The sequence below is a fragment of the Pseudomonas sp. RGM 3321 genome (genome assembly GCF_022836805.1).
Classification (GTDB): Bacteria; Pseudomonadota; Gammaproteobacteria; order Pseudomonadales; family Pseudomonadaceae; genus Aquipseudomonas.
Genome location: NZ_JALHBH010000121.1, coordinates 575,044 through 594,972 on the forward strand (window position 1 = coordinate 575,044; position 19,929 = coordinate 594,972).

Below are 19,929 nucleotides of genomic sequence, written 5' to 3' on the forward strand. Positions count from 1 at the left end.
TCATTTTGCCATATTGAGTATTTTGCCTACGGCAACTCGCTCAGGAAACACCGAAAGCCCGGCCTAAAAACCGGGCTTTTTTTGTGTCCAGATTTCCCCTATGCCCTCCATGCCTCTCGCCTCGGCGATGCACCACTTGAGAGGGACTCTTTCGTACCTCGCACCTCATTGGCCGCCCTGACGGCCCTTTTTCTTCCGGAGTAAAGATGGACCCAACCGACCTCGGCCCAGGCACAGCTACCTGGCTGGGCGGAACGGGCACCATTCTGCTGGGTGGCTTCCTGTGGCTGAGGAAATTCCTCTCCAGGGATGCGACCGACCGCGCCATGGACAACGCCGATATCGGCACCGTCCGCAGGCTGAACGAACTGCTCGACTCGGAACGCTTGGCCCGCAAAGAAGCCGAGGCCCGAGCCGATCAGTTCGCCAAAGAGCGTAACGAGTTGGCTGCCGCTGTCGGCCGGATGGAAGGGAAGATCGAAGCCCTGACCGGTCAGGTTGCCCAGCTCACTGACAAGGTCACCAGCCAAAGCGCTGAGATCGCTCGTCTGCGTGCACAGCTCGGAGGTATCAACTGATGGAAAGATGCGCACTTGATTTCATCGCTCGCCGCTGGTGGCGCCGCCTGGAAGTCTGGGTTATTGCCTCGCTACTGGTAACCGGCTCGTTCGCGCTGGGCTTCGGTGCCTCTCAATGGTCGCTTGCCAGTTGGTACAGCGCCCAGGTCGCCGAAGTGCGCCGGGGTTACGACGAGGCCACCATTCAGCGTGATATGCGCCTGAACAAGCTGGCCAAGTCCGCCACCGAGGCCGCCGTAAAGGTTGAGGGTGCGGCAGGCAAGGCTACGGAAGCGGCAGAGGTGGCCAGCAAGGCAGCCGACAAGGTCAACGAGGCGGTGGAGCGGCAGACGCCGTAGCGCGCCACAAATTCAATCACTGCCATTTCGTGGCGCGAACACTAACAGCCTTGGCATACGCGGGGGCTTTTGCATTGGAGACGGTTATGAACGACCAAGCAATCGAGCAAGAGATCCAGGCTAAAGGGCTGACCGCTCCGCGCATCACGCCCGGCGACGTTGAGCGGAACATTCGCAGCGAGTTCTATTTCACTGCTGGCGAAGGCGTCATGGGTCAAAGCGCAATGGGCACCAAGCCCGCTGGAAACGCTGACAGCCTGAATCGCCTGACCTTCTGCGTACTTGTTCTCGCAAATGGCTTCACCGTGACCGGCGAGAGTGCCTGTGTCAGCGCGACCAACTTTGATGCTGAGCTCGGCAAGAAGGTGGCCCGCCAGAACGCTATTGCCAAAATCTGGCCGCTGATGGGGTATGAGCTGACCGAGCGCTTGCACAGCGCGCAGTGAAAAAGAACTGGACCGTCACCACTCCCGGCTACAAACCATTCCCAATGATCCTTCTTGAGTGCGCCCTCGACCACGCGGGCGCGCTTGCCTTTGCCCGGTCGATCTGGCCTCGCTGCACAGTGGAGTAGAGCATGAGCAACGTCACGAACATTCGCCATGCAGCCCCGGTAAGCGCAGAGATCAGCAAGGCGCTCATTGATCTGGACGCTGCCATCGCCAAGGCCATTGATGTGGCCAAGGCGGCTGGCTTACCTCAGGGGTTCGTCGTTTCCATCCTTCACGGCCACGCCCATGCGCAAACACACATGATGGTGTGCCAGTGACTGCGCAGGTTCATGATATAGCCGACTAGCGGCCGCACCTCGTGGTTGTCGCCATTGATGGCGCTCACGTCCTGCCGGTCGAGTTGCTACGATCAATCATTGCGGGCGAAAAGCCGTCCAGCGTCCTGGACGAGCCGGTTGTATGCAGGATCATTGAAGAGTGGCTGCAAAGGGTGACGGCATGAGCATGAAAATCGTAGAGCTCAAGCGAGAGGGTTGGCGTGATGCTGCGAAAACCCTTCGCAAGATAGCCGACGACCTCGACTCCGGCGAGCATCCCGAGTGCACGGTAGGTGCATTGACGCTGATCGGACCGAAGGGTGAGGTGACAGTCTTCGGACTCGGCCCGAAGTGCGACGACCTTCAATGCCTGGGTGCGATGCGCCTGGGTGAGCAGAAGCTGATTGATGTGCTGCTGGATTCTGATGGCTTAGGAGTGCCGCAAGGTTAGTGCGGCACGGACCCATCAAGGTCGGGGGTAATTCAGCTTTAGACAGGCATCCTCTGCTTCAGCCTGTCCTGCGTACGGTCCTCCAACCGTCTTTCCGGTCGATTTTTCCTGCACTTCCCAATGATGAGTGGAATCGGTACCTGTTGTGTGGCCATTTCTGTTGCCTTGCACCTTTGCAGTTGGCACCTTTTTTGTAACGTGGCGCTCGTTCATGGAGGGCTCCTTGCTCATGAATTGGGCGTCACCAGTACCAGCATCCAGCCACTATTTCAATACCACCTTCGTTTCCCGAGATTTCTCCATGACTACCAATCAACCCGACTGGGAGGTCTTATGAATAGGCCGATTCCCCCAGTCGAGTTGCTCAAGCAGTCTGACGAGGCAGACGTCTTCATGCGCTTGGTGCCAGCCAAGGAGGTATGGGGATGGATTCAGAACGAGATCCTTGCCGACACCGGCAGCATCCACAACGAAGACCACGCCCATCTGATCGATGCTGACATCTGCATCATGTGGGCCTCGTCTGCATTCACCAAGCAGGGTCGCACGGTGCTCGGCCAGGCCGAACAGGTAGCGTTCCGTGCCGGGGGTTGGCAGAAAGCCCGGATGGAACAGCAGATGCGTGACTGGTTCGGCTACGTACCGAGCTACATCATCACCTTGGCGGCCGATTACTGCTCACAGTGCAGCGATGCGGAGTTCTGCGCGCTACTTGAACACGAGCTATATCACATCGCCCAGGCGACCGATCAGTACGGCGCACCCAGGTTCACGCAAGACGGATTACCGAAGCTGGAGATGCGCGGCCACGACGTCGAAGAGTTCGTCGGTGTGGTCCGTCGGTATGGGGCAAGTCCTGACGTCCAGCTGCTGGTCAACGCTGCAAACAAGCCTGCTGAGGTAGGTAAATTGAATATATCGAGGGCCTGCGGAACCTGTCTGCTCAAGTTGGCCTGAAATTTGACAGGCATTAGACGGAAAACATCCTATGGCAGTCCTGAAGCATGAGGTGAAGAGCTTCATCGTTCAGGCGTTGGCTTGCTTCGACACTCCCTCGCAAGTCGTAGAGCAGGTCAAACAAGAATTCAGCATTGAGATATCCCGCCAGCAGTGTGAGTCGCACGACCCAACCAAACGAGCTGGAGCAACCCTAGCGGCCAGATGGGTGACGCTGTTTCACGACACACGCAAGCGTTTCCGTGAAGACACGGCTGAGATTCCGATCGCTAACCGGGCCTATCGTCTGCGTGCCCTCGGCAGAATCGTTGAGAAGGCTGAAGGCATGCGCAACCTGGCGCTGGCCCTACAGGTCCTGGAACAGGCCGCCAAAGAATCCGGTGACATGTACGTCAATCGTCACCGCAAGGATGAGCCGGGCGACGAACCAGCAATCCCGACTCGCATCCAGGTCGATGTAGTGGACGCGAGGAAGCCTGATGCCCAGTCTTAATGTCCCGCAATCGAAATTCCTGCTGCTGCCCCACAAGTTTCGTGCATTCGTTGCCGGGTTCGGCTCCGGGAAGACTTGGGTAGGCTGCTCGGCGCTGAGCAAGCACTTCATGGAGTGGCCCGGTGTCAACGCTGGTTACTTCGCACCGACTTACCCACAGATACGCGACATCTTTTATCCGACGATGGAGGAGGTGGCTTACGAGTGGGGCCTGAAGACAAAGATCAATCAGGCGAACCATGAAGTTCACATCTACAGCGGTCGGCAGTATCGCGGCACCGTGATCTGTCGCTCGATGGAGAAGCCACAGACCATTGTCGGCTTCAAGGTCGGACACGCCCTGGTCGATGAGCTGGATGTTCTGACCTCAATCAAGGCGCAGCAGGCGTGGCGCAAAATCATCGCGCGGATGCGTTACAACCTGCCCGGGCTGAAAAACGGCGTGGATGTCACCACGACGCCGGAAGGCTTCAAGTTCGTCTTCCTGCAGTTCGTGAAGCAGCTGCGCGATAAGCCGGCGCTAAAGGAGATGTATGGGCTCATCCAAGCCAGCACCTTTGACAACGAGCTGAACCTGCCGGACGACTACATCCCGTCGCTGATGGAGTCATACCCCGAGCAGCTGATCAGGGCGTACCTGAACGGCCAATTCGTCAACCTTACGTCTGGGTCGATCTACCACGCCTACGACCGCAAGCTGAACCAGTGTTTCGACACGGTGCAAGCCGGTGAGCCTCTGTTCATCGGCATGGACTTCAACGTCGGCAAGATGGCAGCGATCACGCATGTGAAGCGCGACAAGGGACTACCCAGAGCCGTGGACGAACTCATGGATGGCTATGACACGCCCGACATGATCCGACGCATCAAGGAGCGCTATTGGCGGCACGACGGCGACAAATTCGTAAAGTCCTGTGAAATCCGCGTTTATCCGGACGCATCGGGCGACTCGCGCAAGTCTGTGAATGCCAGCGTGACCGATATCGCCATGCTGAAACAGGCAGGGTTCACCGTCATCGCTCCAGCTGCGAACCCGCCAGTGAAAGACCGTATCAACGCCATGAACGCGATGTTCAGCAACGCTCAAGGCGAGCGGCGCTACCTGGTGAATCCGTTCACCTGCCCGACATACGCGGACGGCCTTGAACAGCAGATATGGGCCGCGAATGGCGAGCCTGACAAGTCGCAAGGCAATGACCACGCAAACGACGCCGGTGGTTACTTCATTCACAAAGAATTCCCGATCGTGAAACCGGTCGCTTCTCTCAACCTGGGATACGCCCGATGAACAACGACGTTTCCTTCAAGCGGCCTGAATACATTGAGGCGCTGGATCGCTGGCTGACTGTGCGCGACGTCTGTGCTGGCCAGCACCGTGTTGTTGACCGTCTGCCTTACATCAATCGGCATGACAAGTCAGAAGAGAACGTCGAGCGCAACAACGCGTACCGGGAGCGCGCGGTTTTCAAGAACGCAACCGGCCACACCCGAAACGGCCTGATTGGCTTGGCGTTCCACAAAGACCCCACGCTAACGGTCCCGAAGAACCTCGAATACCTGCAGGACAATGCCAATGGCGCAGGCGTGAGCATCTATCAGCAGTCGCAAGGCTCGCTAGAGAAGGTCTTGGAAGCCGGTCGTCATGGTCTTTTCGTGGACTTCCACGAAGACAGCGGTATCGGTGGGCATTCGGTCATCCTCACTTACACGGCGGAGGACGTCATCAACTGGCGCACCGGCATGGTGGACGGCCACAACGTCCTGACCATGGTCGTCCTGCGTGAGATGAACGAAGAGGCGGATGGGTTTGGGCTGAAGTGCACTGAGCAGTTTCGCGAGCTGGCTCTGGATGAGGCTGGACTGTACGTCTGTCGCGTCTGGCGTCGTAAAGGCCCGCGCGGCGGTGGCCCTCTTGAGGTGGTGGAAGAGTACATGCCAGTCGGGAAGGGCGGACGTCTCAAGGAGATTCCTTTTGCGTTCATCGGCGCCCAGAACAACGACCCGAGCATTGACGAGTCGCCGCTTTATGATATCGCGATGATCAACCTCGGGCATTACCGGAACAGCGCCGACTACGAGGACAGCGTGTTCTGGTGCGGTCAGGCTCAGCCGTGGATCAGCGGCGTAGACGACCAATGGCTCGAAATGGCTCGCAGGGAAGGCGTGTACGTTGGCTCCCGCGCCCCGATCCCCGTGCCTGCTGGTGAAACCTTCGCCTTTGCCACGCCCCCGCCCAACACGCTGGTGAAAGAGGCGATGGCCGACAAGAACCAGATGATGATCGAGCTGGGCGCGCGCATGGTGGTTTCGTCAATGACGGCCAAGACCGCTACAGAGTCGAGGGGCGACCAGTCGGCGTCTACGTCGGTGCTCGCGATCTGCGTATCCAACGTGAACGAGGCCTATACCCGGGCGCTGGGTTGGTGCGCACAGTTCCTGGGTGTCACTGGCAAGACGGCTTATCTGATCAATCAGGAGTTCGTCGAACTCAGCGCTGACCCGCAGATGATCACCGCGCTTGTGCAGCTATGGCAGAGCGGTGGGTTTGCCAAAGTCGATCTGCGCGGCTACCTGCGCAAGTTGGGGCTGATCGCACCTGAGCGAACCGACAAGCAGATAGACGGAGAGCTTCAGGAACAGACCGACAACCTCGGCCTGGATGATGACGAGGAATTAAGCGATGGCCGTCAACCAAGCGGTACTTGATGCCACGATTCGGCACTCGGTGTTCCTGGAGCAACTGAAGGCTGGTGAGGTCGAGAAATTCGCTCCTTTCCTCAAAGAGATAGACCGGGCGGTGCGCGAGCAGCTCACCAATGCCGACCTGAGCGAGTACAACATCAAGCGGCTGAACCAGCTGCTCGACGAGGTCGACAGCCTTCTGCTCGGCATCTTCGACCGCTATACCACGACGCTGAATCTTGATCTGATCGACCTGGCCAACTACGAGGCTCAGTTCGAAGCGACGGCGCTATCCCGGTCCGCGCCTGTGGGTGTCACCTTTGATGCCGTGGTCCCGCCAGCACGCGCTATTCGCTCGGCAGTGCTCAACAACCCGCTCAGCGTGCGCGACAACGGCGGCGGCAAGCTGCTGGAGCCATTCATCAAGGACTGGGCATCTACCGAGCGTGAGCGCGTCAGTGGTGCCATCAGGCAGGGATTCTTCGAAGGGCAGACGAACTTTCAGGTCATCCGCAAGATTCGCGGTACCAAGGCTGCGGGGTACAGCGACGGGATACTGGCGACGACCAAGCGCAATGCGAGTGCAGTCGTGCATACCGCTGTGCAGCATGTGGCCTCGCAGGCCCGGATGGAGACGATCAAGGCCAATCCTGATGTAGTCGCTGAGATTGAGATCGTTGCCACACTCGATAGCAAGACAACCCAGACCTGTAGGTCAATGGACAAGCGCCGCTTTCCAGTTGATTCAGGGCCGCGCCCACCGTTTCACATCAGGTGCCGGACGACTTTCGTGCCCGTGACCAAATGGACCAAGTTCCTCAGCGAGGATGCTACTCGCGCCTCGGTGGGGCCGAACGGCGGAGGCCAGGTGGCGGCCGATCTGAGCTATTACGATTGGCTCAAGCTCCAACCTTCGGCGTTTCAGGATCAGGCGCTTGGCCCGACCCGCGCGAAGCTGTTCCGCGATGGAGGGCTTGCGCTTGAGCGCTTCTCTGAGCTGCAGCTCGACCGTAACTTCAAGCCGCTGACGTTGGAACAGATGAAAAAGCTTGAGCCGCTGGCGTTCGAACGCGCGGGAATCTAACCGAACACTTTCAATCAGCCGCCTCCGGGCGGTTTTTTTACGCCCGTAAGGCGGGCCGACAAAACCCAAGGGGTGCATCACCGTGGCAGAAGAAAACGAAATCGACCTGGAAAACCCAGCCATCAAAGCCGCTATTGAGGCTGCTGTCAGGACCTCTGAGGCCGGTCTGAAAAATAAAAACAGTGAGTTGCTGGGTAAGCTCAAAGAAGCCACCGGCAAGCTGACTCAGTTCGAAACCCAGTTTGAAGGCATCGACATCGACGCCGTCAAAGGGCTGCTGAGCCGCGCCGGTCAGGACGAGGAAACCAAGCTGCTTACAGAGGGCAAGGTGGACGAGGTGTTCAACAAGCGCACCGAGCGTCTGCGCGGCGACTATGACAAGCAGTTGAAGGCAATCAGCGAGCGCGCGACAAAGGCTGAAACATTCGCCGCCAAGTTTCAGGGCAAGGTCCTGGGGGATTCGGTGCGCGGCGCAGCCCTCAAAGCCGGTGCGCTGCCTGAAGCAACTGACGACATCATCCTGCGCGCCAAAGGCGTGTTCTCACTGAACGAGGAGGGCGAAGCAGTCGCCGTTGATGAGTCTGGTCAGACCATCCTCGGCAAGGACGGCAAGACCCCTCTGACCCCGCTCGAATGGGCGGAATCTTTGCGCGAAAGCGCTCCTCACCTGTGGCCAAGGGCCTCGGGTACGAATGCCCCGGGCGGGGGTGGCGGCCAGGCTGCACTGAAGCGCTCCGAAATGACAGCCACGCAAAAGCGCGACTACCAGCGCAAGCACGGCCAAACCGCATACCTCAATTTGCCCAAGTAAGGGGATTCACCCATGGCAACAACTGTGAACAGCGATCTGATCATCTACAACGATGAGGCTCAGACCGCATATCTGGAGCGTGTTCAGGACAACCTGGACATCTTCAACGCGTCCTCCAACGGCGCAATCATCCTCGACAACGAGCTGATCGAAGGCGACTTCCGCAAACGCGCCTTCTACAAGCTGGCAGGTTCGCTGGATCACCGTGACGTCAACTCCGAAGCCAAAGTCGTCGCCAAGAAAATCGGCGCCGGTGAGGCAGTTGGCGTCAAGGCTCCGTGGAAGTACGGCCCTTACCAGACGACCGAAGAAGCGTTCAAGCGTCGCGGTCGCCCGGTAGACGAGTTCTCCCAGATCATCGGCCAGGACGTCGCCGACGCAACCCTTGAAGGTTTCGTGCAGTACGCAACTGCCGCACTGCGCGCGTCGATCGGCTCCAACCCTGCAATGGTCGTTGAAGCCAGCATCGAGACCGACGGCAAGAAGACGCTGACTCGCGGCATGCGCAAGTTCGGTGACAAATTCGGCCGTATCGCGCTGTGGGTCATGCACTCGTCGGCATACTTCGACATCGTCGACGAAGCCATCACCAACAAGCTGTACGAAGAGGCGGGTGTCGTGATCTACGGCGGCCTGCCAGGCACCCTGGGCAAGCCGGTACTGGTTACCGATACCGCCCCGGTTGACGTGATCTTCGGCCTGCTGCCAAGCGCCGTGACCATCACTGAATCTCAGGCGCCTGGCTTCCGCTCCTATGAAGTCAACGACGAGGAAAACCTCGGCATCGGCTACCGCGCTGAAGGCGTCGTGAACATCGATGTTCTGGGTTACAGCTGGAAGGAAACTGCCGGTGGTGCGAACCCATCGCTCGCCGCTGTCGGCTCGTCCGCCAACTGGGTCAAGCACTCTGCCAGCGACAAGGTCACTGCAGGCGTGATGATCGAACTCACTCCGGCTGCCTAAGCCATCCGACAGGCGCGGTCAGAGATGGCCGCCAGGGAGAACATCATGGAACTCGTTTACAGCAACCAGCGCGGCGACTTCGATCCCAACAAGCGCTATCGCAACCCGGATCTGTTCCGGAACGTCGAACGCGGCGTGACCAAGGTCACCGTGGTTGGCGATTACCCGGAAATCGTCGATGCCTACAAGGCGGTCGAGATTGAGGTGGAGATCGAGACACGCAAGACGCCTGTGAAAGGCAAAGCCAAGGCCGCTGACAAAACTCTTGCAAAGCCGGGCAAAGGCCCAACCAAGCCTGAGTCCAACGGCACCCAGAAGGATGGCACCAAGGACGAACCGGTCTACATCCCCAAGCTGGAAGCGGACAACCAGTGGATCATCATCACCCGCGACGGTGTACGATTCAGCGACTTTGCTGGTGATGAAGCTCAGGCCAAGGCCGAAGCAGATCGCCTGAACGAAACCAAGGAATAAGTCATGCTCATCATCGAGGACGGCACCGGCGTACCGGGTGCTGAAAGCTACGCCACTGCCGCTGAACTGGTCATTTACGCCGGGAAATTCGGTGTGGCCATTCCCGCTGAAGAGGCTGCGCAAGAGGCTGTTTTGCGCCGGGCCGCCTTGGTGATGGACGGCATGACCTGGAAGGGACGCAAATCCTCGGGCGATCAGGCGCTGTCCTGGCCTCGCCGGGAGATTCGCCTGGATGGTGAGAACAAGCCGGAGCGTTACCTTCCGGCACGCATTCAGTACGGTCAGATGGCTCTGGCCGCAGAGATTCATGCCGACGACATTGATCCTATCGACAAGCGCAAGGGCGCGGTCACGAAGGAAAAGGTCGACGGCGCGGTAGAGCGTGAATACGCGACCATCAACAATACGAGCAAGCGACTGCTGCCTGCTGCGCCTGATCGGCCGAGCGCAACACAGTTTGCAGACTATCTTCAACGACGCGGGCTTTTTGCAGTGCGCGCATGATTGATTTGGAGCCACCATGGCCTTCTACGATGAGATGGCCGCGATGGCCCTCGATCTGATTACCGAATACGGCCAGGCAGTCACCATCCGCGACTCGGTTAAAGGCGGGTACAACCCGGGCACCAGCACCACATCACCAGATACGGTCACGGAGCGAACCGCCCAAGGCATCCTGCTCGACTTCACCGGTCAGGAGTTTCAGACCAACTCTTTGATCAAGGTTGGCGACAAGAAGCTGAAGATTGCCGCTCAAGGCTTGAGTGAGCCACCGACGCTGCTCAGCAAGGTGGTGGTCCAGGGTCGCACGTGGTCGATCATTCCACCGCTGAAAGAGATCAACCCGGCAGGCACACCACTGCTCTACGAGCTGCAGGTGCGCTCATGAGCCGCGCAGGTTCGGGGCAGTCCGGTAGCTTCGCCCTCGACCTCGCGAAATTTGCTGAGCAGGCCAAGGAGGCGGTTGATATCAGCCTTCGCGACATCATCATCGAGATTGGCAGCAGCGTCATCCGCATGTCGCCTGTCGGTAATCCTGAAATCTGGGCGGCCAACCTGGCGTTCCGCGATGCCAACACCCGCGCAGCCGACGACTACGACTTCAAGGTTTCCCTGCGCAATACGGTCATCAACCTGACTGAGTCGAACTTCACGAAGTCCGGCAAGCTGAAGCGAGGCGTGAAATACGCCAAGCCGTTGACGAAGACTGAGCGGGACCAAAACTTCAATGTGAATGGTCTCGTTGCGGGACAAGGATATGTGGGTGGCCGATTCCGAGGTAACTGGATGTTCGGTATTGGCGCGCCAAACGGCACCACCACCGATGAGATCGACCCAAGTGGGAGCAAGTCCACGGCCCGCATCGTCAACGGTGTGCTGGAATTCCACGCAGGCGACGTCGCATACATCACCAATAGCCTGCCATACGCCATCCCGCTGGAATTTGGGCATTCGACCCAAGCGCCGGGCGGCATGGTCAGAATCACCGTGGCGCGCTTCCAGCAGATCGTTGAGGCGGCCATCAGGAATCATCAGGTATGAGCCACAAAATAATCCGCTCACTGTTCGAGCAGAGACTCACGGTGTGGGCGGGTGGGCGCAACCTGAGGATCGCCTATCAGGGCGTCAGTTTCACGCCAGAGACAGACGAGACGTATCTGGCAGCGTTCATGCTTCCGGCCGGCACCGGCACCGACACCTTGTCGGGCGATCACCGCGTATATACAGGTCTGTTCCAGATCAACGTCGTGACCCCGGCAGGCAATGGTGCTGGCGGCGCTGAGGGCCTTGTCGATGACATTGCCGCTCTATTCCCGGCTTATCTCAGGCTCAGACAAGACGCGTTCGAGGTGCTGGTGCTCACGCCGGTCGAGCCTGGGCCGCCAATCACTGGCGACACCACGCTGACAGTCTCAGCCTCATTTCAGTATCGATCAGACACAAACTGATCATCGGAGAAGAAAATGCAAAGTTCGAACTACGTGCCGGGCCTTTCTGGCTGGAAGCTGAGCAAGGGTAACTTCGAAGTCAACTCGGCCGAGTTCTCGGTCGGCGGACAGCCTGATCAGCCTCAGATGATCACCGTTACAGCTGGCGAGTGGGCTGCACGCGATCTTCCCGAAAATGCTTGGGAGTATTACGCCTTCATTGGCTCAGAGATAATCAAGATCCCCGCCGAGCATCGAGCCAGCGCAAAGATCAGCACGTCCGATGAGTCCTACGAGCCGGGGTTCGCGGACATCCGCATCATCCTGACCTACGAGAGGCCAGAAACGGCTGAAGAGCTTTCGGCGCGCATGAAGAAGTCGAGAAGCGCCGGATACTCAATCAAGAAAGAGGGTGGCAAATTCACCTTTTTCCATGATGGCTTACCCCGCATGGTGCTGGGCAACCTCGGCAAGGCTGAAGAAAAGATCGATACACCATTCGCTGTTGAAGGTGATCAGGTCATTCTGAACCAGGCTTTCATTGATGCAGGCACGCCTTCCAACTCTTGGGCTTTGCGAACGACTACCAACGCCGCAGGCCAAACAGTGCTCGCTGGAATTGGAGGGCTCGTCGGTTGCTGTGGCGAAAGCCTGACAGCCAAAATCGAGCATGAGGTCAACGCTCGCGCCAGCGCCGACACTCAGATTTCTGCCCGCGTTGGCGCGGTTGAGGTCCGCGTGAATCAGGGCCTTGGCGTTGCCGATCAAGTCCGTGATGTGATCCGCAAAGAACTTCAGCCAGGCGGAATCCTGCACCGCAAGTAACAGCCAAGCAATACCGACAACCCCGCCTTGAGCGGGTTTTTTTATGCTCGCAAAAAGGAAAAACTCATGGGCTTCAGACTCCCCAACGGCGCAACCCTCCAGATCGCCTCCGCCTACGGCGCGGCAATCCCGGTAACTGCGCTGAGCAATGCAAACCCTTCGGTGGCCACGGCCGCGGCGCATGGCCTGAGCGACGGCGACATCATCGCTGTTACCTCTGGATGGACCCGGCTCAATGATCGTGCCACTCGTGTTTCCAAAAGCCTGAGCGGTACGTTTGCGCTGGAAAACATCAATACCACCAATCTGCAGCCATACCCAGCTGGTTCGGGCTCCGGCTCAGTGCGCAAGGTGACCAGCTTTGTCGAGGTGCCCCAGGTCACCGAAGTAAACACCAGTGGTGGTGACCAACAGTTTCTGACCTTCGGCTTCCTCGCCGACGACGATGATCGCCAAATGCCAACCACCAAAAACCCGATCAGCATGTCGTTCACCGTGGCAGATGACCCAGACCTTCCCTATGTCGCTATCGTAGAGGCTGCCGACGACGACAAGCAGACGCGCGTGCTTCGTTTGAACCTGCCGGGCGGTAGCAGCATCGTTTACAACGCTTACGTGTCCATCACCACGACGCCCACTCTGGGCCGAAACAACCTGATGACCCGCGTCATTACGCTGTCATTGGCTGGCCGTCCAACCCGTTACTCGGCAGTGGTGGCGTAACCCATGGCCAAAATCAAAATCGCCCAGAACCCTACGTTCAAAGCGCCGGTGATGATTCCCCGCATCGGCGAAGCGCCGGTGAAGGTGGAATTTGAATTCAAGTACATGGACCGCAAGGCGCTTGCCGAAATGTTCGAGCGCTGGAACACGGCCCGTGCCGATCTGAACGCCAAGCGCATCGACGACGGTATCACATGGCAGGAAGTGACGGCCTCCGAGATTGCTCTGCAGGTCGAGCAGATCAAGGACGTTGTCACCGGCTGGACCTTCGACGACAAGTTCACCGACCAGGCCGTGGCCGCACTGGTGACCACTTGCGTTGGCGCGCCTCAGGCTGTGATCGACGCATACCAGTCGGCATACGACCCGGCCCGCTTGGGAAACTGAAGGCGGCGGCCCGTGCGCTGTATGAGCACGGGCCGTCGGAGCAGGAACTCGCCGCCTTCGGTATGACCTTGGCTGACATTCCTGTCGAAGAGGTCGAGGTCTGGCCTGACTCGTGGAAGGCATTCCGTCTGTTCGAATCGCTCTCCACTCAGTGGCGGACCGGGCCGGGCGGCGCATCTGGTCTCGACTATGCCGCCATCCCTGCCACGGCTCACATGGCCGGCATCAAGCGTAACGAACTACCTGGCATCTTTTCCGACCTCCGCACTCTGGAAGTCGAAGCATTGCTCGTGATGAGCGAATCGAAATAACGGAGCGCTCATGACGACCATTGCTGAACTCGGAATCAAGGTTGATTCCGGCGATGCCGCGCAGGCCGCTACCGATCTGGACAAGCTGGCTGCGGCGGGCGGGCGAGCAGAAAAGGCGGCCGAGGGCGTCTCGTCAGGCTTTGACAAGGCCTCTACGGCGGCCGCAGGGCTGAACACAGCAGAGACAAAGCTCAACGAAACAACCGAGCAGGCTATGACGCGCCTCACGGCGATGGCCAAGGCCTCACTGGATTCGAGCGAGTATTACCAGCGCCTGACGACCAGCGTTACCAGCAATACTTCGGCGGTGGATGCTTCCAGTTCATCTGTCAGCAGCCTGGCCGCACTTCGTCGGCGGTTGCAGGCGGATTCTGATGCCCTGGTGGGATCGACCGATCAGCTCGCCGAATCGACCAAGAAGGCAGCGGCCGCAACCGGTGTTGAGGCTGAAGGCTTGCAGGCTCTGCTGGGCAAGATCAACCCCACTCTGGTAGCCCTTAACAAGCTCGATGAGCAGCAGGCGCAGCTGCAGAAATACAAGAACGCCGGGCTCATCGATGCCGACACTTTCAAAGAGTACTCAACACGGATTGACGCGTCGCGTCAGAAGCTTGGCGATTTTAGTGAGACGCTCAAAAAGACCAGTTCGTCGTCTGCCCAGACTGAGCAGGCGCTGAAGCAGCTACCCGAGCAATTCACCGACATTTTCACCAGCATCATCGCAGGACAAAGCCCTCTGCTGGTTCTCCTACAGCAGGGCGGGCAGATCAAGGATTCTTTCGGCGGCATCGGGCCAACGCTTGATGTGCTGGGCAGCAAGATCAAATCTATCCTTGGCATTGGCGGGGGCATTGGCGCAGTAGGCGATGCTTTTGAAAGCGTAGGTACTGGTGCCAAGGCTGCTGCTGATGGTGCGGAAGCCGCTGGTGCTGGCTTGGGCGCGATGGCTGAGGGGGCAAACACCGCAGCTGATGCGGCGAAGAACGCCAAGGAGGCTGCCGGAGCACTTAACGCTGCTACGCCACCACTCAGCATAGGCTTTGGTCTTGTCGTGGCGGGTGCCGTTGCTGCTGCCGCAGCCATTGGGGCGCTGATCTACGGTTACAGCCAGGGCAACAAGGAAACTGACAACTTCAACAAAGCTCTGATCTTGACTGGCAACGTCGCCGGCACAACGTCTGGAAGCCTCGCCGTGATGGCTCGGCAGGTAGCCGCGGTCAACGGAACCATCGGCGAGGCCGCTGCATCGCTGGCGCAAATTGCAAACAGTGGCAGTATCGCATCGGGAAGCTTTAAGACGGTAGCTGATGCAGCTGCTGCGATGGAGGACGCTACCGGCAAGGCAGTTGAGAAGACCGTTTCCGAGTTCGTCAAAATCGGGAAAGACCCTGTAGGCGCTGCAAAGGAACTGAACGATCAGTACAACTTCCTCACTGCATCGGTTTACAGTCAAATCGTTGCGCTCAAAGAGCAGGGCGACACGATAGGTGCGGCCAAGCTTCTGACCGATGCCTACGCTGACGCGATCAATGATCGCTCAGGCGACATCACGAAGAGCCTCGGTCTTTGGGAGCGCGGATGGAAGGCTGTAGGCGACTCGGCAAAGGCGACGCTCGACTCGGTCAAGAACATTGGCAGAGAGCAGGACGATGCCCAGCGTGTCGCAGAGTTGCAACAGAAGGCTGCCTATGCGCAAAGCCAGCTTAAAGCTGACCCTGACGACAAGGATGCCAAGAAACGGCTGAACGCTCTTACGCAGGAGCTGACGTTTCTATCTCAGCAGCGCGACACTTTGGCAGCTATTGCGGCAGCCAAGGGCAACGAAGCGCAAGTGCAGAAAGAAGGGATTGCTGCCGGATTGCGCCTGAAACAGATCAGCGATTCAAATCTCACCAACGCCGAGAAGCGCAACAAGCTTGAGAAAGCCTACTTGCGCGATGTCGAAATCCGAAAAAAAGCTGACCCTTCAGACCCTATGGTCCAGGCCGACTACGTCGCCAAAACCCTGCAAAACATCAAGGACAAGAACAAGGATCCTGCAAAGCCGGCCGGATCTGTTGACCTGACTGACTTCAATACTGCGCAAAACCAGCTAAAGTCGATCACCGCCTACTACGATATAGCTCAAAAAGAGCTGGACGCATCGCAGAAAGCAGGCCTGGTGTCTGCCGAATCATATGCCAGCCAGCGCGGCGCAATCATCGAGCAGCAGAAGGGCGATGTCACTTCGGCCTATGAGGCTGAGATTGCGGCGCTAGAAGCGGCGAAGGGCAAGGCATCTACCAGCGCTGAACAGCGGATTCAGCTGGATCAAAAGATCGCCGACGCCCGCACCTCAATGGTAGAGGCGCAGAAGAAGGCAGACGGCGAACTGTCTGTTCTCGCTACCAGCGAAATTGGCAGGTTGAAGAGGCAGGAACTGGCGGTTTCTACTTACACCAGCGCCCTGGAGCAGCAGGTAAAAACGCTACGCCAACAGGGGCAGCGCTCTGCGGCCACACTTGGTATGGGTGATCGCCAGCGCGGACTGACGGACCAGCAGAACTCCGTAGATGACCGGATTAACCAGCAAAAGGTCGATCTGGCCAACCAGTACGGCGATGGCTCACGGGGTATGAGCCTCGACGAGTACAACCTGAAGCTGGCAGCGCTCAACAAGAACCAGCAGGATCTGCGCGACACGGTTCAGGCCAACTACGACGACATGACTATCGCCCAGGGCAGCTGGAGTGCTGGTGCATCGTCCGCCTTCCAGAACTACCTGGAGTCGGCGAGGGATGTAGCCGGGCAGACCAAAAGCCTGTTCACCAGCGCGTTCAGCAGCATGGAGGACTCGGTCGCCAACTTCGCGATAACTGGCAAGGGGTCGTTTGCGGACTTTACCAAATCAATCTTGGCCGACATGGCAAGGATTGCTACCCGTCAAGCGAGCTCGGCACTGCTGAGCAGCTTGGTAGGCGCTGCCACCAGCTACTTTACTGGCGGCACCGGCAACGGACTTGCAACGGGTTCGGCGGGCGCTATCTCATCAAACGCCGGTGCGAGCGCGGCAGGCTACAGCAACTCCGCATTGAGCGGCTGGTCCGGCGTGGCTCAAGCCAAAGGCGGCGCATGGTCCAACGGCGTGCAGATGTTCGCCAACGGCGCAGCGTTCACCAACAGCATCGTCAGCAAGCCGACGGCATTCGGCATCGCTGGCGGCGGAGTTGGGGTCATGGGTGAGGCGGGCGACGAGGCAATCATGCCGCTCACTCGCACGGCTGGCGGCCAGCTCGGCGTCCGGGCGCTGGGCGGAGGCGTTAACAGCGGAAGCAGCACCTACAACTTCCCTGTTTCAGTCTCCGTCCAGACATCTGGCGACTCGGGCGGCGCAAGCACACAGGAAGCGTCCACTCAGCTCGGTAAGGGCATTCAGCAGGCGGCGAAAACCGAGGCCGAGACTGCAATCGCTCGCGCGCTGCAACCTGGCGGCTCGATCTGGAGGCTCACAAATGGCAGGTAATCATGGCGATTGAAACCTTTACCTGGCCTACCCAGCACGGAGACGCGCCCGATATCACCTATCGGGTGCGCACCTCCCAGTTTGGCAACGGCTACAAACAGGATGTCGGCGAAGGGCCGAACAACAAGGAGGACTCATACCCGATCACCTTCACCGGAACGAAAGAGCGTGTCTTGCAGATTATGGAGTTTCTCGACAGGCACGCCGGGGCGAAAGCGTTTCTCTGGACCACGCCGCTGGGACAGCTCGGTCTGTTCACCTGCAAAAACCCGGTGCCCACCCCAATGGGGGGCATCGCATTCAAATTGACGGCCACGTTCGACCGGGCCTTTCACCCTTAAGGACTTATCATGCCGTTGATTGCTGACATCCAGGCGCTTGAGCCAGGCAGCGAAGCGTTGCTGTTTGAGCTGGATGGCTCTGACTACGGCGCAGACATTCTGCGCTTTCATGGTCACGCCATCCCGCACACGCCATCCGAACTTCTCGCCGTCGGCTTGGACGCTGACCAGTTGCCTGCCAAATCAATCTGGTGGCAAGGCAACGAGTACGGTGCCTGGCCCATGCAGATTGACGGCATTGAAGCGAATGGCGACGGCACGGCGGTCCGGCCCACGCTTTCCGTGGGTAACGTCAACGGGCGCATCACCGCGCTATGCCTGGCGTTTGAGGATTTGCTCGAGTTCAAACTGACGATGCGGCATACGCTCGGCAGGTATCTGGACGCCGAGAACTTCCCTGGCGGCAACCCCGATGCTGATCCGACTCAGGAATCTATCGAGGTCTGGTATCTCGATCAGAAAACCAATGAGGACGGTGAAACGGTCAGTTGGGAGCTTGCCAGCCCGGGCGACGTCGGCGGGGAGTCGATTGGTCGGCAGATGACCACGCTTTGTCACTGGTGCCTCACTGGTGGGTATCGCGGGCCGAACTGCGGCTACACCGGGCCATACGTCGATAAAGACGGTCTGCCCACTGACGACCCAGAGCTCGATACCTGCAACGGCTTGCTAACGACGGGCTGCATCGCGCACTTCGGCGCAGGCAACGAAATCCCCTTCGGCGGTTTTCCCGCCGTATCCCTGATAGCGCGGAGCTGACATGCTGAAATACATCCTGGCGGCGGTGCAGGCGCATGCTGCCGCCGAGTACCCGCGCGAGTGCTGCGGGCTTCTACTGAGCGTGGGACGAAAGCAGCAGTACTTTCCCTGCTCCAACACGGCAACCGATCCAAGCGAAGAGTTCCGCATCAGCCCCGACGATTACGCCGCAGCGGAAGATGTGGGCACCGTGATTGGCGTTGTTCATTCGCACCCCGACGCGACCAGCAGACCGTCGCCACGCGACCTGGCGATGTGCGAGGCGACGGAGTTGCCCTGGCATATCCTAAGCTGGCCCGAGGGTGACTTACGCACCATCGTGCCCACCGGCAATACGCCGCTGCTGAAGCGCCCATTTGTGCATGGCGCCTGGGACTGCTGGCAGGTCTGCGCCGACTGGTACAAGCGCGAGTTCGGCCTGGAGTTCGAAGCGTTCAAGCGCGCGGATGGATGGTGGGAAAGCGCCGAAGCCGAAAGTCTTTACGAGTCCAACTACGAGGCCGCTGGTTTCGTCCGGGTCGATCAGCCGCAACGTGGCGATATGATCGTGATGGAGGCCGGGCGGACCAAGCATCCGAACCATGCAGGCATCTATCTCGGCGCGGACGCTTCGCTGACTGGCGAGGAAGCAGGCGTATTCGGCCCCGGGCCTTTCCTGCTGCACCACCTGTACGGAAGGCCGTCGGAGATCATAGTCTTTGGCGGGCCGTGGATTGATCGGACACGTCTGATCCTCAGGCATACAGAAGCGCAATCAGCCCCTGAAGATACGGCGCCATCGGGAAAGGCGGCAGGCACAGGTTAATGCAACCGATGTTTATTCATTTGGAACAGTGTGGGCATGAGGCGGTTTTGCTATATTAAGCATCCATTTCAGGATGATGATCATGCCGACTACTTTCCGAAACTCAACAAACGGACATGCCGAGACAGTCGGTGATGCTGTGTGGGCGGGGCCGCTTTTTCTCGGCGTATTTTACCTTGCTTACAGGGGGCTCTGGGCGCATGTCGTCTGTTGGCTCGTCTTTGTTGGAGGCATAGCGTTTTTGACGGGCGGACCGGGCGTTATTATTGCGCTGCCAATTGCTTCGATTGGTTACGCAATTGGAATAAAGGGAATTCTCGAGTCCTCCTATTTGAAGCGTGGATGGATAAAATCTGGATCGGGCGATCTTGAAGCTATTCAATCGTTGAGCGAGAGGCAGTGCCCGCTCTGCGCCGAAACTATAAAGAAGGCGGCGGTGAAGTGTAAACATTGCGGGGCGGAGATTGAAAAAGACGCTAGCCCCTCAGTTCAAATTATTACAGACGGCTGGGCTGTTCGGGTTGAGTGTTATTCGCAGGAAGAGCTTGCCGAGGCTTATTCAAAAATAACTGAGCTTGACGCACCATCATTGGTTCCCGACGGTCTTGTTGCTGTTGGCGGTCTATTCCATGAAAAATCGGATGCAGAGGTGTTGAGGCGCAATCTTTCCTCGCGCTACCGCCTCGAATCCACCATTCGTTATCAGTCGCTCAGTTGATTGCAATAAACATAAAAGAGCCCGCCGTGT

The 19,929-nt window shown here is 58.6% G+C and carries 27 protein-coding genes; 26 read left to right on the forward strand and 1 reads right to left on the reverse strand.

Annotation, left to right across the window (positions count from 1 at the left end):
- Positions 1 to 206 precede the first annotated feature (206 nt).
- From RGM3321_RS28115 to RGM3321_RS28135, 5 genes are all read left to right on the forward strand, one after another.
- On the forward strand, positions 207 to 578 hold the full coding sequence (locus RGM3321_RS28115) for a hypothetical protein (RefSeq protein WP_055010094.1): 372 nt from the start codon (positions 207 to 209) through the stop codon (positions 576 to 578).
- Complete coding sequence (locus RGM3321_RS28120) at positions 578 to 916, forward strand: hypothetical protein (protein WP_244395741.1); 339 nt, start codon at positions 578 to 580, stop codon at positions 914 to 916. Before RGM3321_RS28115 ends, RGM3321_RS28120 begins: the two co-directional genes overlap by 1 nt.
- Positions 917 to 1,002: 86 nt before the next feature.
- Positions 1,003 to 1,362, forward strand: coding sequence for a Gp49 family protein (locus RGM3321_RS28125; RefSeq protein ID WP_244395742.1), 360 nt, complete (start codon positions 1,003 to 1,005; stop codon positions 1,360 to 1,362).
- A gap of 131 nt (positions 1,363 to 1,493) precedes the next feature.
- Positions 1,494 to 1,685 carry a hypothetical protein gene (locus RGM3321_RS28130; protein ID WP_244395743.1) on the forward strand — a complete coding sequence of 64 codons (192 nt, stop codon included), beginning with the start codon at positions 1,494 to 1,496 and terminating at the stop codon, positions 1,683 to 1,685.
- Positions 1,686 to 1,866: 181 nt separating this feature from the next.
- A complete protein-coding gene (locus RGM3321_RS28135; RefSeq protein WP_244395790.1) occupies positions 1,867 to 2,136 on the forward strand; it encodes a hypothetical protein in 270 nt (89 codons plus the stop codon).
- A gap of 15 nt (positions 2,137 to 2,151) precedes the next feature.
- Here RGM3321_RS28135 and RGM3321_RS28140 read toward each other — a convergent pair whose 3' ends face one another.
- Positions 2,152 to 2,349 (reverse strand): hypothetical protein, encoded by a 198-nt coding sequence (locus RGM3321_RS28140; RefSeq protein ID WP_244395744.1) that lies wholly within the window; start codon positions 2,347 to 2,349, stop codon positions 2,152 to 2,154.
- Positions 2,350 to 2,469: 120 nt separating this feature from the next.
- On the opposite strand from RGM3321_RS28140, the gene RGM3321_RS28145 reads away from it, so the two are divergent.
- From RGM3321_RS28145 to RGM3321_RS28245, 21 genes are all read left to right on the forward strand, one after another.
- Complete coding sequence (locus RGM3321_RS28145) at positions 2,470 to 3,093, forward strand: putative metallopeptidase (protein ID WP_244395745.1); 624 nt, start codon at positions 2,470 to 2,472, stop codon at positions 3,091 to 3,093.
- 31 nt (positions 3,094 to 3,124) lie between these two features.
- Positions 3,125 to 3,586, forward strand: a complete 462-nt coding sequence (locus RGM3321_RS28150) for a DUF2280 domain-containing protein (RefSeq protein ID WP_244395746.1) — start codon at positions 3,125 to 3,127, stop codon at positions 3,584 to 3,586.
- A complete protein-coding gene (locus RGM3321_RS28155) occupies positions 3,573 to 4,874 on the forward strand; it encodes a terminase family protein (protein WP_244395747.1) in 1,302 nt (433 codons plus the stop codon). Before RGM3321_RS28150 ends, RGM3321_RS28155 begins: the two co-directional genes overlap by 14 nt.
- Positions 4,871 to 6,292, forward strand: coding sequence for a DUF4055 domain-containing protein (locus RGM3321_RS28160; protein WP_244395748.1), 1,422 nt, complete (start codon positions 4,871 to 4,873; stop codon positions 6,290 to 6,292). The genes RGM3321_RS28155 and RGM3321_RS28160 overlap by 4 nt, the downstream gene beginning before the upstream one ends.
- Complete coding sequence (locus tag RGM3321_RS28165) at positions 6,267 to 7,352, forward strand: minor capsid protein (RefSeq protein ID WP_244395749.1); 1,086 nt, start codon at positions 6,267 to 6,269, stop codon at positions 7,350 to 7,352. The genes RGM3321_RS28160 and RGM3321_RS28165 overlap by 26 nt, the downstream gene beginning before the upstream one ends.
- 82 nt (positions 7,353 to 7,434) lie before the next feature.
- Positions 7,435 to 8,163: a hypothetical protein gene (locus RGM3321_RS28170; protein ID WP_244395750.1), complete on the forward strand. Its 729-nt coding sequence runs from the start codon at positions 7,435 to 7,437 to the stop codon at positions 8,161 to 8,163.
- A gap of 12 nt (positions 8,164 to 8,175) precedes the next feature.
- Entirely contained in the window at positions 8,176 to 9,126 is a 951-nt protein-coding gene (locus RGM3321_RS28175) for a major capsid protein (protein WP_002553404.1), read from the forward strand.
- A 45-nt stretch (positions 9,127 to 9,171) separates the two neighbouring features.
- Complete coding sequence (locus RGM3321_RS28180; protein ID WP_244395751.1) at positions 9,172 to 9,600, forward strand: CTP synthase; 429 nt, start codon at positions 9,172 to 9,174, stop codon at positions 9,598 to 9,600.
- 3 nt (positions 9,601 to 9,603) lie between these two features.
- Positions 9,604 to 10,104 (forward strand): DnaT-like ssDNA-binding protein, encoded by a 501-nt coding sequence (locus RGM3321_RS28185; protein ID WP_244395752.1) that lies wholly within the window; start codon positions 9,604 to 9,606, stop codon positions 10,102 to 10,104.
- A 16-nt stretch (positions 10,105 to 10,120) separates the two neighbouring features.
- The gene (locus tag RGM3321_RS28190) at positions 10,121 to 10,489 is read left to right on the forward strand and encodes a hypothetical protein (protein ID WP_244395753.1); all 369 of its coding nucleotides are present in this window, start codon (positions 10,121 to 10,123) and stop codon (positions 10,487 to 10,489) included.
- Entirely contained in the window at positions 10,486 to 11,142 is a 657-nt protein-coding gene (locus RGM3321_RS28195; RefSeq protein WP_244395754.1) for a hypothetical protein, read from the forward strand. Before RGM3321_RS28190 ends, RGM3321_RS28195 begins: the two co-directional genes overlap by 4 nt.
- Positions 11,139 to 11,549 (forward strand): phage tail terminator-like protein, encoded by a 411-nt coding sequence (locus RGM3321_RS28200; RefSeq protein ID WP_244395755.1) that lies wholly within the window; start codon positions 11,139 to 11,141, stop codon positions 11,547 to 11,549. The genes RGM3321_RS28195 and RGM3321_RS28200 overlap by 4 nt, the downstream gene beginning before the upstream one ends.
- Positions 11,550 to 11,564: 15 nt before the next feature.
- Positions 11,565 to 12,353, forward strand: a complete 789-nt coding sequence (locus RGM3321_RS28205) for a hypothetical protein (protein WP_244395756.1) — start codon at positions 11,565 to 11,567, stop codon at positions 12,351 to 12,353.
- A 66-nt stretch (positions 12,354 to 12,419) separates the two neighbouring features.
- Positions 12,420 to 13,076, forward strand: a complete 657-nt coding sequence (locus tag RGM3321_RS28210; RefSeq protein ID WP_244395757.1) for a phage tail protein — start codon at positions 12,420 to 12,422, stop codon at positions 13,074 to 13,076.
- A 3-nt stretch (positions 13,077 to 13,079) separates the two neighbouring features.
- Positions 13,080 to 13,463 (forward strand): phage tail assembly chaperone, encoded by a 384-nt coding sequence (locus RGM3321_RS28215; RefSeq protein WP_244395758.1) that lies wholly within the window; start codon positions 13,080 to 13,082, stop codon positions 13,461 to 13,463.
- A gap of 62 nt (positions 13,464 to 13,525) precedes the next feature.
- Positions 13,526 to 13,774, forward strand: coding sequence for a DUF1799 domain-containing protein (locus RGM3321_RS28220; protein WP_010201907.1), 249 nt, complete (start codon positions 13,526 to 13,528; stop codon positions 13,772 to 13,774).
- Between the two features lie 10 nt (positions 13,775 to 13,784).
- Positions 13,785 to 17,276 (forward strand): phage tail tape measure protein, encoded by a 3,492-nt coding sequence (locus tag RGM3321_RS28225; protein WP_244395759.1) that lies wholly within the window; start codon positions 13,785 to 13,787, stop codon positions 17,274 to 17,276.
- 2 nt (positions 17,277 to 17,278) lie between these two features.
- Complete coding sequence (locus RGM3321_RS28230) at positions 17,279 to 17,617, forward strand: phage tail protein (protein ID WP_244395760.1); 339 nt, start codon at positions 17,279 to 17,281, stop codon at positions 17,615 to 17,617.
- 9 nt (positions 17,618 to 17,626) lie between these two features.
- On the forward strand, positions 17,627 to 18,376 hold the full coding sequence (locus RGM3321_RS28235) for a phage minor tail protein L (RefSeq protein WP_244395761.1): 750 nt from the start codon (positions 17,627 to 17,629) through the stop codon (positions 18,374 to 18,376).
- 1 nt (position 18,377) lies between these two features.
- Complete coding sequence (locus RGM3321_RS28240; RefSeq protein WP_244395762.1) at positions 18,378 to 19,181, forward strand: C40 family peptidase; 804 nt, start codon at positions 18,378 to 18,380, stop codon at positions 19,179 to 19,181.
- A gap of 82 nt (positions 19,182 to 19,263) precedes the next feature.
- Complete coding sequence (locus tag RGM3321_RS28245) at positions 19,264 to 19,899, forward strand: zinc ribbon domain-containing protein (RefSeq protein WP_244395763.1); 636 nt, start codon at positions 19,264 to 19,266, stop codon at positions 19,897 to 19,899.
- The last annotated feature ends 30 nt before the right edge of the window (positions 19,900 to 19,929 follow it).

Bases quoted from the DNA above. Each gene is read 5' to 3' on its own strand.
- RGM3321_RS28115 (WP_055010094.1), top strand. From the start codon at position 207: ATGGACCCAACCGACCTCGGCCCAGGCACAGCTACCTGGCTGGGCGGA.
- RGM3321_RS28120 (WP_244395741.1), top strand. From the start codon at position 578: ATGGAAAGATGCGCACTTGATTTCATCGCTCGCCGCTGGTGGCGCCGC.
- RGM3321_RS28125 (WP_244395742.1), top strand. From the start codon at position 1,003: ATGAACGACCAAGCAATCGAGCAAGAGATCCAGGCTAAAGGGCTGACC.
- RGM3321_RS28130 (WP_244395743.1), top strand. From the start codon at position 1,494: ATGAGCAACGTCACGAACATTCGCCATGCAGCCCCGGTAAGCGCAGAG.
- RGM3321_RS28135 (WP_244395790.1), top strand. From the start codon at position 1,867: ATGAGCATGAAAATCGTAGAGCTCAAGCGAGAGGGTTGGCGTGATGCT.
- RGM3321_RS28140 (WP_244395744.1), bottom strand. From the start codon at position 2,349: ATGAACGAGCGCCACGTTACAAAAAAGGTGCCAACTGCAAAGGTGCAA.
- RGM3321_RS28145 (WP_244395745.1), top strand. From the start codon at position 2,470: ATGAATAGGCCGATTCCCCCAGTCGAGTTGCTCAAGCAGTCTGACGAG.
- RGM3321_RS28150 (WP_244395746.1), top strand. From the start codon at position 3,125: ATGGCAGTCCTGAAGCATGAGGTGAAGAGCTTCATCGTTCAGGCGTTG.
- RGM3321_RS28155 (WP_244395747.1), top strand. From the start codon at position 3,573: ATGCCCAGTCTTAATGTCCCGCAATCGAAATTCCTGCTGCTGCCCCAC.
- RGM3321_RS28160 (WP_244395748.1), top strand. From the start codon at position 4,871: ATGAACAACGACGTTTCCTTCAAGCGGCCTGAATACATTGAGGCGCTG.
- RGM3321_RS28165 (WP_244395749.1), top strand. From the start codon at position 6,267: ATGGCCGTCAACCAAGCGGTACTTGATGCCACGATTCGGCACTCGGTG.
- RGM3321_RS28175 (WP_002553404.1), top strand. From the start codon at position 8,176: ATGGCAACAACTGTGAACAGCGATCTGATCATCTACAACGATGAGGCT.
- RGM3321_RS28180 (WP_244395751.1), top strand. From the start codon at position 9,172: ATGGAACTCGTTTACAGCAACCAGCGCGGCGACTTCGATCCCAACAAG.
- RGM3321_RS28185 (WP_244395752.1), top strand. From the start codon at position 9,604: ATGCTCATCATCGAGGACGGCACCGGCGTACCGGGTGCTGAAAGCTAC.
- RGM3321_RS28190 (WP_244395753.1), top strand. From the start codon at position 10,121: ATGGCCTTCTACGATGAGATGGCCGCGATGGCCCTCGATCTGATTACC.
- RGM3321_RS28195 (WP_244395754.1), top strand. From the start codon at position 10,486: ATGAGCCGCGCAGGTTCGGGGCAGTCCGGTAGCTTCGCCCTCGACCTC.
- RGM3321_RS28200 (WP_244395755.1), top strand. From the start codon at position 11,139: ATGAGCCACAAAATAATCCGCTCACTGTTCGAGCAGAGACTCACGGTG.
- RGM3321_RS28205 (WP_244395756.1), top strand. From the start codon at position 11,565: ATGCAAAGTTCGAACTACGTGCCGGGCCTTTCTGGCTGGAAGCTGAGC.
- RGM3321_RS28210 (WP_244395757.1), top strand. From the start codon at position 12,420: ATGGGCTTCAGACTCCCCAACGGCGCAACCCTCCAGATCGCCTCCGCC.
- RGM3321_RS28215 (WP_244395758.1), top strand. From the start codon at position 13,080: ATGGCCAAAATCAAAATCGCCCAGAACCCTACGTTCAAAGCGCCGGTG.
- RGM3321_RS28220 (WP_010201907.1), top strand. From the start codon at position 13,526: ATGACCTTGGCTGACATTCCTGTCGAAGAGGTCGAGGTCTGGCCTGAC.
- RGM3321_RS28225 (WP_244395759.1), top strand. From the start codon at position 13,785: ATGACGACCATTGCTGAACTCGGAATCAAGGTTGATTCCGGCGATGCC.
- RGM3321_RS28230 (WP_244395760.1), top strand. From the start codon at position 17,279: ATGGCGATTGAAACCTTTACCTGGCCTACCCAGCACGGAGACGCGCCC.
- RGM3321_RS28235 (WP_244395761.1), top strand. From the start codon at position 17,627: ATGCCGTTGATTGCTGACATCCAGGCGCTTGAGCCAGGCAGCGAAGCG.
- RGM3321_RS28240 (WP_244395762.1), top strand. From the start codon at position 18,378: ATGCTGAAATACATCCTGGCGGCGGTGCAGGCGCATGCTGCCGCCGAG.
- RGM3321_RS28245 (WP_244395763.1), top strand. From the start codon at position 19,264: ATGCCGACTACTTTCCGAAACTCAACAAACGGACATGCCGAGACAGTC.